Annotated in this window: 11 protein-coding genes and 3 pseudogenes; 5 read left to right on the top strand and 9 right to left on the bottom strand. The window is 36.3% G+C overall.

Annotated elements, in window-relative coordinates; genetic code table 11:
- The first annotated feature begins 113 nt into the window (after positions 1-113).
- Complete coding sequence (locus tag ACIFOT_RS00715) at positions 114-722, top strand: thioredoxin family protein (RefSeq protein ID WP_430060669.1); 609 nt, start codon at positions 114-116, stop codon at positions 720-722.
- A gap of 161 nt (positions 723-883) precedes the next feature.
- Positions 884-1,567, top strand: coding sequence for a Crp/Fnr family transcriptional regulator (locus ACIFOT_RS00710; protein ID WP_430060666.1), 684 nt, complete (start codon positions 884-886; stop codon positions 1,565-1,567).
- Between the two features lie 225 nt (positions 1,568-1,792).
- Here the strand turns inward: ACIFOT_RS00710 and ACIFOT_RS00705 are convergent.
- Positions 1,793-2,104 (bottom strand): annotated as a pseudogene (locus ACIFOT_RS00705) (molybdopterin-dependent oxidoreductase); the annotation flags it as partial.
- A 263-nt stretch (positions 2,105-2,367) separates the two neighbouring features.
- On the opposite strand from ACIFOT_RS00705, the gene ACIFOT_RS00700 reads away from it, so the two are divergent.
- A complete protein-coding gene (locus ACIFOT_RS00700) occupies positions 2,368-2,598 on the top strand; it encodes a hypothetical protein (protein ID WP_430060663.1) in 231 nt (76 codons plus the stop codon).
- Between the two features lie 43 nt (positions 2,599-2,641).
- Here ACIFOT_RS00700 and ACIFOT_RS00695 read toward each other — a convergent pair.
- Positions 2,642-2,763: pseudogene (locus ACIFOT_RS00695) on the bottom strand (IS1595 family transposase); the annotation flags it as partial.
- Positions 2,764-2,913: 150 nt separating this feature from the next.
- On the opposite strand from ACIFOT_RS00695, the gene ACIFOT_RS00690 reads away from it, so the two are divergent.
- Together ACIFOT_RS00690 and mcrC are read left to right on the top strand one after the other, a co-directional pair.
- Positions 2,914-5,052 (top strand): AAA family ATPase, encoded by a 2,139-nt coding sequence (locus ACIFOT_RS00690; RefSeq protein WP_430060660.1) that lies wholly within the window; start codon positions 2,914-2,916, stop codon positions 5,050-5,052.
- On the top strand, positions 5,045-6,073 hold the full coding sequence (gene mcrC, locus ACIFOT_RS00685) for a 5-methylcytosine-specific restriction endonuclease system specificity protein McrC (RefSeq protein WP_430060657.1): 1,029 nt from the start codon (positions 5,045-5,047) through the stop codon (positions 6,071-6,073). Before ACIFOT_RS00690 ends, mcrC begins: the two co-directional genes overlap by 8 nt.
- Positions 6,074-6,519: 446 nt before the next feature.
- On the opposite strand, the pseudogene ACIFOT_RS00680 reads toward mcrC, so the two are convergent.
- From ACIFOT_RS00680 to ACIFOT_RS00650, 7 genes and pseudogenes are all read right to left on the bottom strand, one after another.
- Positions 6,520-7,509, bottom strand: a pseudogene (locus tag ACIFOT_RS00680) (DNA/RNA helicase domain-containing protein); the annotation flags it as partial.
- A gap of 181 nt (positions 7,510-7,690) precedes the next feature.
- Positions 7,691-8,656, bottom strand: coding sequence for a hypothetical protein (locus tag ACIFOT_RS00675; protein WP_430060654.1), 966 nt, complete (start codon positions 8,654-8,656; stop codon positions 7,691-7,693).
- 166 nt (positions 8,657-8,822) lie between these two features.
- The gene (locus ACIFOT_RS00670; protein WP_430060651.1) at positions 8,823-9,392 is read right to left on the bottom strand and encodes a thermonuclease family protein; all 570 of its coding nucleotides are present in this window, start codon (positions 9,390-9,392) and stop codon (positions 8,823-8,825) included.
- Between the two features lie 133 nt (positions 9,393-9,525).
- Positions 9,526-9,918, bottom strand: a complete 393-nt coding sequence (locus ACIFOT_RS00665; protein WP_430060648.1) for a hypothetical protein — start codon at positions 9,916-9,918, stop codon at positions 9,526-9,528.
- A gap of 207 nt (positions 9,919-10,125) precedes the next feature.
- On the bottom strand, positions 10,126-10,551 hold the full coding sequence (locus ACIFOT_RS00660; RefSeq protein ID WP_430060645.1) for a hypothetical protein: 426 nt from the start codon (positions 10,549-10,551) through the stop codon (positions 10,126-10,128).
- A gap of 47 nt (positions 10,552-10,598) precedes the next feature.
- Positions 10,599-11,870: a replicative DNA helicase gene (locus tag ACIFOT_RS00655; protein ID WP_430060642.1), complete on the bottom strand. Its 1,272-nt coding sequence runs from the start codon at positions 11,868-11,870 to the stop codon at positions 10,599-10,601.
- Complete coding sequence (locus ACIFOT_RS00650) at positions 11,867-12,850, bottom strand: DnaD domain protein (RefSeq protein ID WP_430060639.1); 984 nt, start codon at positions 12,848-12,850, stop codon at positions 11,867-11,869. The genes ACIFOT_RS00655 and ACIFOT_RS00650 overlap by 4 nt, the downstream gene beginning before the upstream one ends.
- Between the last annotated feature and the right edge of the window lie 27 nt (positions 12,851-12,877).

The raw sequence follows: 12,877 nt of genomic DNA, 5'->3' as shown, positions 1-12,877 counted from the left end.
CATGCTAATCTGACTTTTTAAATAGAACTAAACTGACCATTTATAAAGGGTCAGTTTAGTTCTAATATTGTGATGTGAAAAATGATAGTTTTTTTGAAAGGATGAAGATAAAGATGTACGAAACAATAAATTTAAAACATAAATTTGGGCTTGGAATAACTCCTCAACAGTTTATAGACAATATGGAAAATCGAATAATGCAGCAAAGCAAAATCTTAAATACGAAGGACCAATTTTTGTACAACTATGAAAATTTCTCATGGGAAAATAAAACGGACAAATTGTTTTTTAATTCTTTTCGTAATCCTCAAGATCTTTATTGCTTAATTCTTTGTACCGATTGGTGCCCAGACGTTATTTGGAATGTCCCGGTCCTTTTCCGGGTTATGGAACAATGCAACATTCCTACAGAAGTATTATTAATGGAAGAACACTTGGAAACTATGGACCATTTTTTAACTGATGGAGTTCGTAATCAACCGATTGCTGTCATTCTAGATAAAAATGGTAATGTATTAGGTAGGTGGGGAGCTCGTCCTGCCTATATTCAAGCTGTCATGGATCGATTTAAAAGTTCCAATCCTGACAAGGAAGCTCCTGATTACAAAGAGAAAATAGGAAAAGTATATGGGGAAATAGGTGAGTTGTATCATTCAACTGACTATCAGAACGTTCTACTGCAGGAATTAACTGAACTTTTTTCCTCTATACACAAATGTTAAGGAAAGAAGGACATTACGTACGACCTAAGTGTACTGTCCCTATCTAATGGAACATATCGAACGATAGAGAAGAATTATGAATATTGTTAAAGTCGTTCGTAAATATAGGAGTCGCTTGATTATGAAATGATTATGAAACGGTATAACAAAGGAGTGTAGACTTGGATAAACTCAGGCTTCTATCACAAATTAATTTACTAGATGAGCTACCGGAAGAAGAATTAAAGAAAATAGGTGAAGTGACGCTAACCGCTCCTATTAAAAAAGGTACAATTATCTTAAGTCCGACTCAACAAATGGGGTCGTTATTTTTCTTGAAAAAAGGACAGGTTCGTTTATTTAAGGTATCTTCAACAGGAAAGGAATTCACGGTTGATCTTTTAAGTGAAGGTAATATCTTTGGAGAAACCTCTAGTTTTTCCTTAACAGAGTCTGATATTTATGCAGAAACGATGGTTGATTCATTTGTTTGTACGCTAACAAAGGAGCGATTTGAAGAGTTTCTTCGTCAAAATCCTGATATTTCTTTAAAGCTTATAACCATTATGACTTCGAAGCTAAAAGAGATGTACCAAATAACAGAAAGCATTGCTTATAAAGATGTCAAATATCGAATTCTTTTACTTTTCATGCAGTTGAGTAACCGTTTTGGTGTAAGAAGTGAGGAATGGCAAACAATTGGGGTCAAAATCACCCAGCATGACATCGCAAGTATGATCGGGTCATCAAGAGAAACCGTTAGTTTATTTTTAGGAGTATTAGAAAAGGAACAAGTCATTTCAAGAAAGCCATTAAAAATTAATACAGTTCTGGCTAAGGAACTATATGAGGTGGAGGCGGGGTAATCGATATCTACTTTCATATCATGTTCATAAAGAAAATGTTTATTTTATTTATTGAATATTCGGCCATTTAAATAAATGGAAATTAATAACATGATAAAAATTTGCTATGCTTCTTGCGTTAAAAATCTCAAAAACAATTGTTTTTGAGATTTTTTATTTTGAAATAAGAAGGGATTTTGCAGAGCTATTGGATCTTTGTGATCTTCCCTCGTAGACGAATCTGTGTTAACGGTACCGCTCTTCTTTAAATGGATTTGCGGTTATTGAATAGCCACGCTCTTCCCCTAATAAAGGCTCTAGCGGCAGGTTTGCACAATAACCAAATCTGTCCCCATTGTAGTAACCGTAAATTTTAATGTATTTTACGCATTCATTAATTTCAACAAATTTCAATAACTCTCTAAGTGCAATTCCTTCAAAAGTTGTATCAAATTTAGACCAGGTGGTAACACAATGCATGTTAACGGTTGATATGGTCTTTGGAAGCTCCTTTATTTCCTTATAGGATAAGGACTTTTCTTCCTTCACCTCACCAAATGCATATAATATTCTTCATTTTCATGGAAACCTTCGTGATTAATATAATCAGCTATTTCAACTACCCTTGTTGCTATTCCCCTTGCAATTATTCAGTTGCCATTTCAATATAAAAATACTAAATCATTCGGTTGAATTTGAGCTATTTTTTCTTTCCATGGAGAGAAATAGGCAGCACATTTTTAGTTATTCAGCATGTCCCTTTCAGAAAATGATTGACTTTATGTATATTTCCATTAAAATCCAATTAAGGGGGTATTTGAATGAAAATGGGGACTTTTTGGATACCAACAATTGTATTTATGATTACAACCTCAGTATTATACTTATGCGATCATTTGTATAATATCGAATTGTTCAGTTGGTTCAATTTTGAAGAAACCTCAAATGGAGGATTTACCTTTGGTGGTTCATTGAATCCAATTATCTACGGTTTTGTTGCTGGATTCATTGCAGAATGGATATATAAAAGTTTGAAAAAACTCACGACTTAGTATAGCGTTAGATTTAAGAAAATCTAAACATATCAACAGTTGCTTAATTTGAATTACGAATAGCACTAAACAAAAGTTGCTTTACACGTTCTTGTGAGCAACTTTTTTACTTTGTTCCAAATATCGGAAACAGTATAGGTATTTGTCAAGGTATTTCGTAGCCACTTCAAATAGGAATAATCTATGAAGTTAATATAGAAAGTTATGATGAATTTTACACAGGGAAGGTAATTTCTGAATGTTATTACTACACTTGGTAAAATTAAGGAAAACAAATATATTGCAAAAAAATGGTAAGGAGAGAGAAGCTAAAATATGAGCAAGACATATTTAAAAACTGCCTTCCAAAATTGGATGCGCAAGCAGAAAAAAGCAAATGGGGAACCGTATTCTTCCAATACCATTACCTCGTATATTAATGCGCTTAAAAATGCATCTTCTAAGTTAGAGCTTGAAAATATTCAACAGACAGATTTGTTCTATATTACAAATTCCACTGAATTTGAAGATATATATCCGATCCTTACATCCGCAACGAATTTTGATGAAGTAGATATAGCCACCAGCAAGAAGGCATTTTCCTATGCACTGATTTTATATGCAAAATTTCTTAAGGAATTAGAGGAGCCATCTTGTTGGATATTTCAAGGGAACCCTAAATATTATGATGTTATTGGTGCAGTAAATGACCTTAATCAAATAAAATGGGCTGTAAACCAAAATAAAAATCAGATTAAAAAAGGAGACAAAGCCTATATTTGGCTTTCCGGGTCTGACGGAGGGATCATTGCCGTAGGTTCCATTCTTTGTGACCCAGGAATTACGGAACCAGATTTAAATGATCCTTACAACCGCAGCGATAATTTAAATAAAGAGCCGTATTTGGCAGTTGAGATTCTGATACAAAGGAAACTTACAACCAATTTAGTCAAAAGGACGACATTGCTAGCCGATGAGCGGACGAAACGGATGGAGATCTTAACCTTTCCAGGTGCGACCAATTTTCGTGTAACAAAAGAAGAAAATGAAGTCATAGAAAGCATCATCAGTGGTACATATGAACAAGTACCTGTCTCCACTCATACAGCAGTAACGAAAAACGATAAAAAACGTTATTGGATTTATGCGCCTGGTGAAGGCTCGAGGATGTGGGAAGAGTTTTATGACAAAGGGATAATGGGGATTGGTTGGGATGGCCTCGGAGATTTAAAAAATTACCCTTCTAAAGAAGCAATGAAGACCAAAATGAAAGAAATCTATGGGGATGAATATTCCTATATTAATGCTGGTCATCTTACCTGGCAATTTGCCAATGAAATGCAAATCGGTGATGTTATTATCGTGAAAAAAGGCCTAAAAAAAATCATCGGCCGTGGTATTGTTACATCGGATTACCAGTATGACGATACAAGAAATGAGTACAAGCATATCCGAGCTGTCCGCTGGACTCATAAAGGGGAATGGGATCACGAAGGCCAAATCGTCCTAAAAACCCTCACGGATATTACCCCCTATACGGATTACTACAAAAAGCTCGAAAATATATTTGCGGAGGAAGCCGAAGAAGAATTAAATACAGATGATGATGAAGTATCGCAATATGAAAGTTATACGGTTGAGGACTTCCTAAACGAAGTGTATATAGATGAAGAAAGGTATAACACACTTAAGAACCTCCTGCTCAAAAAGAAAAATTTGATTTTAATGGGTGCACCGGGTGTGGGAAAAACATTTGCTGCCGAGCGGCTTGCCTATTCCATTATGGGTGAGAAAGATACGAATCGAGTAATGATTATCCAATTTCACCAAAGTTACAGCTATGAAGATTTCATTATGGGATATCGCCCTACTGAAAAAGGCTTTTCTTTATTAAAAGGACCATTTTATGAGTTCTGTAAAAAGGCAGAGCCGGATGATCGCCCATATTTCTTTATCATAGACGCAATCAACCGTGGAAACTTAAGTAAAATATTCGGTGAATTATTAATGCTGATTGAAAACGATAAGCGAGGAAAGGATGTCCGCCTCCTCTATTCAGATGAACAATTCTCTGTACCAAAAAACGTCAATATTGTCGGGATGATGAATACAGCAGACAGGAGTCTTGCCATGATCGATTATGCCCTTCGCCGGCGTTTTGCCTTTTTTGAATTTGAACCCGCTTTTGACAGCGACGGTTTTAAAAAATACCAGGCTGCTGTGGCAAACGAAAAGTTTGATCGGTTAATCGATACCGTTGTTACGCTTAATAGCGTAATTGTGGAAGATGCTTCCCTCGGTAAAGGATTCCGGATTGGGCATAGCTATTTTTCTACCAATGAAACCATAGACGACGAGTGGTTGTCTGGAATCGTGGAATATGAGCTTATCCCCCTGATTAATGAATACTGGTTTGACGAACCATCCAAGGTAGAATTATGGACCGGCAAACTACGGGGTACTTTACGTGATTAAGATTAAGAATGTGTACTATATGCTCGCATATGCCTTTCAAACACTAAATGAAGCTGAATTTCGCAGCATCCAGGCGGAGGAATTTAAAAACCTCCATGACCTAATGGCAGCCATACTTATTCGGGGAATTGGCAATCAAATTAAACGTGGTTTACATCGGGAATATATAGGACAAACAGAAGCAACAAGCAATTTGCGCGGAAAAATTGACGTGACGAATTCAATTAAACAGAACACCCTCCTTGCACGAAGGATGGTCTGTCATTACGATCAATTTTCCGAAAATACACCATTAAATCAAATATTGAAAACAACCATGCTCCTTCTTATTCGATACGGGGATGTGAAGGAAGATAATCGGAAGGGATTACGTAAGCTTACCCTATTTTTTCAAAGTGTGGAAACACTCAATCCACATTCCATAAACTGGAGCGCGATTATTTATCACCGTAATAATGCGACGTATAAAATGCTAATCAACATCTGCCAGTTGGTCATTAAAGGTTTATTACTGACGACAGAAACTGGCAAATATAAAATGAAAGAGTATTTGGACGACCAGCAAATGCATCGGTTATATGAGAAATTCATATTGGGCTATTTCAAAAAGGAGTATCCTCATTTTTCTGCCAATGCTTCGTATATTGAATGGAACGTGGACGATGGCATGAACGATTTTCTGCCAGCCATGAAAACAGACATTACACTAACAGATGGTTCTAAGACACTCATTATCGATGCCAAATATTATGGCCGAACCTTGCAAACAAATCCTTTGTTTAATAGTAAATCTATCATTTCCGGAAATCTATATCAGATTTTTACTTATGTTAAAAACAAAGATCGGGACGGCAGCGGCAACGTAAGCCGGTTTCTTTTATACGCAAAAACAGAAGAAGAAATAACACCTGACAATGACTATCAAATTGGCGGGAATCGATTTAGCGTTAAAACACTTGACTTAGGGGCAGATTGGAAGGAAATAGAAAAACAGCTTTCTGAAGTTGCAGCACTTATGTAATAAAACCTTCTCAGAATGACTTAACGGGTTTACTTTTGAGGTACAAAACGGTAAATCACAGACTTAAACACATAGGATATCATATAAACTTCACAACACAATTCACATTATATTTCACAGTCAAAAAGGCTTAGAGGAACTCTAAGCCTTTTTCATGTATTATCTTATTTCACTAAAGCCTCGTTATTTTGTTTCGTAAAACTTTCATTAAAATATCTTTTTCACTACCTATTCCTAACCCATCTACCTTTTGCCGTATCCCAATTATCAATTTCAACTTGATTGTATAGCTTTTCTTTTTCGCTATATGTTTGGAGCCAACTTTTTTCAAACCTATGTAATTGCGAATTATTACAATAAGTTAAAATTATAAATACAAAGCTATCCTTTCCGTATTTCTTAAAATCCTCATTTATCTCTTGATAACTATGTTTTTCTGATTTCAAGCTTCCAGAACCTTTAAATAAATTATCGATGTGACCTTTTCGAAAATCCTGCTTCAATTTAGTTGCATAAATATTTCTTGGTGCTGCATTTTTGGTTACTTATTGGCTCACCATACTTTATTTCGTTAATTCAACCAGAAGGTTTATTGCCAGCACAGATTTTCCTGTTCCTGGTCCTCCTGTAACCACAAGCACCTGTTTCGTATTCGTCCTCATTGCTTCTTTAGCCATATAGATCGCTTGTTCATAAACCACTTTTTGATCATCAATCATGACAAATTCAGGATTACCTTTTAACATATTGCTTAAGGAATCCTGTAAAGACTTGGACGGGCGAATCCGGCCATTTTCAATTTTATAAAGATTTTCCTTGTTATCGCCGTATTGAATATACTTCTTTATAAAATCTCTAAGATTTCTGGCTTGTCCCTTAATAAATACTGGGGCTTCCTCGATATAATATTGATACACTTTGTCCGTCAGCGGATCATTTTGCCCTTGATCTATATAATTATGTAAGTATGCACATGGATACAAATCAATCTCTTCTTTTTGTGCGTTTTCATTATAATCTTTTATTAAAGCTGCATAGGACCATGCTTGATAGGATGGATGGATTGTTTCCACTAATCCTCGATTTATAACGGTCTTTACAATCGCTTCTTTTCCTCTAATGACTTCAACAGACTTCCACTGCTTTAGTTCTACTATTACAACTGAATTTTGTTCTCCACGCTTACCGGAGATTAAAAAATCAACCCTCTTGGACGTATAAGGAATTTTAAACTCAATGGCCACACCGGCATCTTTAGGTATCTCATGATCACTTAGCACTCGGTACATGTATTGCATGGAATTATCCCATGCACGGACTTCCCGCTCATTAATCCGGCCAATTTTGGAGTTATAGTTTCTAACTATATTATTTACTAATTCATCCTGAAAAACGTCTTTTAGAAATTCCGATTTGGTTGCTTCGTATACGATCATTATACTCATTCCTTACGATTTACTATATTCATTATTTAGTTTTTTTTGGAAAAATACAAGCTGGAAAAACAGCATCCCTATAGATGAATTCATAAGTCATTTCATTAAAAATATTCCTTCCTTTGAAAAGAATTCTTTATTCAATAAAAAAACCCTTCTGAAAGAAGGGTAGATTCAAAAATTACCAATCAATATAAATGGTTTGGTTAGTGGTAGTTACTGTAACCGAACCATCAGTAAACTTACCGCCTTGATTTAAAGATTGGGTAATTACGTCCGTTAAACTCTGTTTGTCCAAAGGACATCCTAGTGCTATAGCGGAATCAACATAAAGGCTTGTGTATTTGCTATCAGCTTTGCCTGTGATACTGGTAAAGTCAATGTCGGTTTCCTTACCCGGTTCGTAGTAAAAACTAAATGCAATATCATTTTTATCAACATCTATAACAAATAGGTCAATAAAAGGACCACTCTCGGAACTAGGACCCCTATCTGTAAGAACACTAAGTCTCGCTCCATTTGCTTGTGCTGCCATCTTTAAAGGTTTGTAATATTTTTCAAGATTTTCACTCGGTACCCAAACCCCTTCGTCATTGACAAAATAAGCTTCATCGACCATTTCGTTATATGCAGCCTTACCATTAGGATATGCATATACGACCCCTCTAGTGGTCCCCAGCGGATGTCTTTCTATAAACCAGCCTGTTTTCATTGCTCCAGTTGAATCCAGATAATAATGGCCATCATCATATACCCAGCCTGTCTGCATCCTACCGTTGGAATCCATGAAATACCATTTGCTATTATCCTTTACCCAGCCTGTTTGCATAACCCCAGATCGATTAAAGTAATACCATTGGTATTTATCCTTTTGCCAACCAGTTCTCATTGCTCCAGTTATCTCATTGAGATAATACCATTTGCCGTCTTGTTGAAGCCAACCTCTCTTCATTTTTCCATCTGAATCTAAATAGTACCAGTGTCCTCTATCGAATAGCCATCCTTTATATGTAGTTGTACTTGAGGTGTAATAGTACCAATTGCCTTTAACACTTTTCCACCCCTGAACGCTCGCTGCTTGTACATTTGGTATGATAAAAGCAAATAGACCAAATGCAAACAACCCTGAAATAATAAACTTCCTCATATTGCCCCCCATTTTATGTCTTTAATACTATTAATTCTATCATTTTCCTTTGAAAATATTAATCTATTTTCTGTAATTTCTTGTAAATTACTAGGAAATGAGTTAAGTAATTAGTCCGATTTCAAAAAGACTTACTACAGTAAATAAATTTTATGGAGTTATTTATCTATTGCACACACCCATTAAATCCCCTTTTTGTTACATAGTTCGGATGACTCCATATGTTTTCTTTTTCCCTTTTTGCTAAATTTTCATTTTCCCTTAACAGATTAAGAAACTTATAGGGCGGATTCATGATGTATCCCACCCGTGCCAACCCTTCTTTGATCAAGGTCTCTTGAACCATTTTTCCATCGACATAAACATAAGCTAAAAGTCGTCCATATGAATCCCTTGTATTCCCTTCTTCAAACTCCAACGTTAATCTGCCGCTGTTTACCAACTGGTTATTCCTTCGAAAAGCCTCTATCGCAAAAGGTTGTACACACATTCCTTCCTTTTTTGATTCAGGTGTATCGACCAAAAGATAACGTACTGTTTCGATTTTTCCCTTCACTTTCACTTTAATCGTATCACCATCTATAGTTCTTACTAAGGTAATGGGTTGTTGCCCTGTAGAACTCCCTGCATCCGACTTAATGTTGAGCTTTTGGTTGGCTTCTTCATTCTGGATTTGTGGAAACCCAAGAATGATTGCAACTGCGAATAGAGTAACTCCAACTATTTTTTTTCTCATCCAAACCTCCTCCTATCCTCTCAAATTGACAAACTGCCCATTTATCATGTGGGTTGATGATCGAAGCTACATAAAAATGCAGCATGACTTCGATCACGCTGCATTTATTCCACACCTTGCTGGTTTATTACAGTTAATCTAAATCGGTTGAATCTAAAGCTGAATCTGAGACAGCATTTCCACTTATATCCATTGACTTCCGATATGTATGAGGATCAAGCTTTTTTAGTAGTTTCTGATAATTTAAGGTGTACCACTTCGACTTATCTAATTTTAATTCATTCCAATTGGCAGAAACGATGTATCCTTTTTCTTCGAGTAGATGTACCAGTCTTTTGATCGAACTCTTTGACCAAATACTCAAATGCTCATGTAGCTCATCATAGGTGATATTTACCCATTTCTCACCTTTAATTAAATGTCCTTTGTTTTCTATCAATTTATGAAACTGATACAATAAAAAGGCTTCCTTTAAACCAATGCTAAGAATCCACGAATTGATGTTCTCTACCGAAATTTCTTCCAATTGTGATTCCTTCAGTACCATCATCTCCCAACATATACTTTTGTTCACGCCAGGTTGATTAGCTAAAATGCAATTTCTAAATCTAGCTAACCATCCTTTCACCTTACACCCTTTATATAGATAAAAATGATCCAAAAGGACAAGGTAGGAATTCCTTTTTACATAAATGACCTTGTGGAAAAGAACAAAATATATTTGGGCATAACATCACACCCTATGAGAATACCCTGCAATAGCTGGAAAACGATCAAATTCTTTCTTCATATCTCGAAACGAAATCACCTCATTTCCTCTAGAAAGCTGGAAATCTAGTGAATATTCGTGGCAGTTCAATGGTGTTTGGTGAAAGGTGTCGGTATAGAACTGGATGGCCTCTTGCTTGCTGGCTGCATAGATAAAGACAAATTCTTTCTGCTTCATCTTCAAAGCGTAAATACCATTCCTCCTGCGAAAACCTAATAGATTTGTTTTAATCATTTCTGCTACCTTCTGATGATTTGCTTGTTTTAAGTCTAGTTTGGAAATGTTGTCCTCTAATGAAATTTTCTTCTCTCCTAGTAAATGGTGAATATAATGAGCCAATGAGGATTCTTCACAATGTATACAATTTAGGTAAAGTTCTTTTACGTTCATAAATAGCACCTCAATATGGGATTTTATTATTGTTCATAAGCTTGTTCTTAAAGAGATGATTCAACAGTTTGACTCTGTCCCTTTTGATCCTCAATCTTTCCAGTATGTTCGTTGTAATTCACAGCGATCGTTCCGACAGGACCGTTTCGGTTTTTCGAAACGATGATTTCAAGGGAATAGTCCTGCGACTCCTTGTCATAATACTTTTCACGGTACAAAAACAAAATGACATCGGCATCTTGTTCGACACTGCCTGATTCCCGAATATCAGACATCATAGGCCGTTTGATGGCTCTTGATTCTACCGATCGATTTAACTGCGCTAAACAAATAACAGGGCAATTAAAATCCTTCGCCATCCTTTTAAGAGATTTAGATATTTCCGTTACTTGTAAATGGGAATTCCCTCCGAAAGGTTGGCTGGAATGTATTAGTGTTAAGTAATCAATAAAAAGGATCGGTTTCTTGGCAGGAAATTGATGCATTAATTTTCGGGTTTTCGCTCTCATTTCCGCAATCGTTTGACCTGCCCCATCAAATATTTGTATATTGGTTTCAGTAAGCTCATTAATCACACCCGACCATTTATCTTTTTGTCTTGGTGTGAGCATCCTTTTCGGATCCCGCATTTTGGCACGGTTAAAGCCTCCTGTCGAAGCAATTAATCGTGTGGTTATTAGCTTTTCAGGCATTTCTAGTGAAAATACGAGTGGCAAAAATCCTGCCCAACCCGACATCTTGGCAAAATGAAGCATGACGTCGGTTTTTCCCATTGAGGGTCTTGCTGCTAAAATCGTTACTTCTCCATCCTGAAATCCTCCTGTTACTTCGTCGAGCTGTTTAATACCTGTTGGTGCATTTCTCAACGTATTTTGATCTTCCCAGGGTGCTTCATAGATAAAGGACATCGCTTGTTGTAAGGACGTGTGATCCTCCATTTTCATTTGGTTAATTTTATCCAATTCGGCAATGACTTTCGCAATCTCCCAATCATTCATAGCTGCAACTGTTAGAATGTTTCTCTTTTCCCGTTCCTTCCAAAGGCCAAGAATCAGCTTCTCCATTCCTTCAAATTTTTCTGGATCTGCATACGATAGCAGCTCCGAAAGGTAGGAAATTCCACCCAATGATTCTAGATCAGGTAAAGTGGTTAATGTGATTAAATCAACATTACTTCCGGCTCGGTGCAACTCCAGCATTCTCCGCATTAATTCTTTATGCTGAATGCTCTCTAGCTGTTCTGGTTGAATAACGGTATCCTTCAATAAGTAATCCGCCTTTATCAAGCTGCCTAAGAAAGCTTTTTCCGCTATACTCACCAATCTTCACCTGCTGTAAGGTCGAGTTTAAATTCACTAGGAATATCTCTACCGGCAGAAATGGATTGAGTTAATGGCCTCTGTTTTGGTCCAGGCTTTTCCTTCGTCTGAAATGAATCAATTTCTTCAATGGTCAGTAAGGATTCATTTTCCCAGTTTTTCAGAATCCCAACCACATAGTTCAGCTTTCGCTTGTTATTGGCACACGCAATAGTCATGGCTTTTAGAATCACCTCTTTCGGCTGTAAAAAGCTAGAGTCATCTAACCAAGATAACAGCTGTTGTTTCGCATTTACGTTTGAAAAACCAAATCCATTGTTATCCCAAAACTCAATAATTTCTTTCGCATCTGCTGTTTTTAGATGATTTTCTATTTCTGGATTGTTCTCTATTATGGTTTTAAAAGCTTTTTGTTGTTGTTTTTCTTTTTTATTTTCTTTTTGTCCACCTATCGTATAACGAGACGTAAACGTGTCGTCATTCTCTCCACAATCAGGAGCTGAATATGTATTATTTTCTTTTTGGTCGTTAACTTTATTGCTGGAATCCCTCTCTTCTTGTTCGCAAAATGATTCAAACAGGCTGCGAATTTCCTGTTTTTGTATGGCTTCCGAAACATATTGGATAAGTGAGGTATCTTTGACATTTTTTAATTCGGAGTAAATACAATCCATGAATGGCTTACCGCCTTTATCCAGGTTAAATTTCCCCCAGTTTTTAATCGCGAGCTCTCTTGTTACTGGATTGTAACGAATCATTTTATGATGTTCGATGAATCGCTCCATTATCAAATTTAGAGTTTCATCCGAATAACCCAAGTCAAATGCCATTTCTTTTTTGGTAATCTTGTAGATTCCAATTTGAGTGGTATATGGATTCGTAAGAAGATAAAGAAAGAAAAATTTGTCCTCCGGCGTCATCTCTTCTGAAACATTCGGATTCTTCCAAAAATCAGTACGTACCATTCTATATTTTGCCATTTTCAACCACTGCCTTTCTCCTAATAA

Source organism: Neobacillus sp. NRS-1170, from assembly GCF_050468025.1.
This window is presented reverse-complemented; position numbering and strand designations above follow the sequence as displayed.

Bases quoted from the DNA above. Each gene is read 5' to 3' on its own strand.
- ACIFOT_RS00715 (WP_430060669.1), top strand. From the start codon at position 114: ATGTACGAAACAATAAATTTAAAACATAAATTTGGGCTTGGAATAACT.
- ACIFOT_RS00670 (WP_430060651.1), bottom strand. From the start codon at position 9,392: ATGAGAAAAAAAATAGTTGGAGTTACTCTATTCGCAGTTGCAATCATT.
- ACIFOT_RS00660 (WP_430060645.1), bottom strand. From the start codon at position 10,551: ATGAACGTAAAAGAACTTTACCTAAATTGTATACATTGTGAAGAATCC.
- ACIFOT_RS00690 (WP_430060660.1), top strand. From the start codon at position 2,914: ATGAGCAAGACATATTTAAAAACTGCCTTCCAAAATTGGATGCGCAAG.
- ACIFOT_RS00700 (WP_430060663.1), top strand. From the start codon at position 2,368: ATGAAAATGGGGACTTTTTGGATACCAACAATTGTATTTATGATTACA.
- ACIFOT_RS00675 (WP_430060654.1), bottom strand. From the start codon at position 8,656: ATGAGGAAGTTTATTATTTCAGGGTTGTTTGCATTTGGTCTATTTGCT.
- ACIFOT_RS00650 (WP_430060639.1), bottom strand. From the start codon at position 12,850: ATGGCAAAATATAGAATGGTACGTACTGATTTTTGGAAGAATCCGAAT.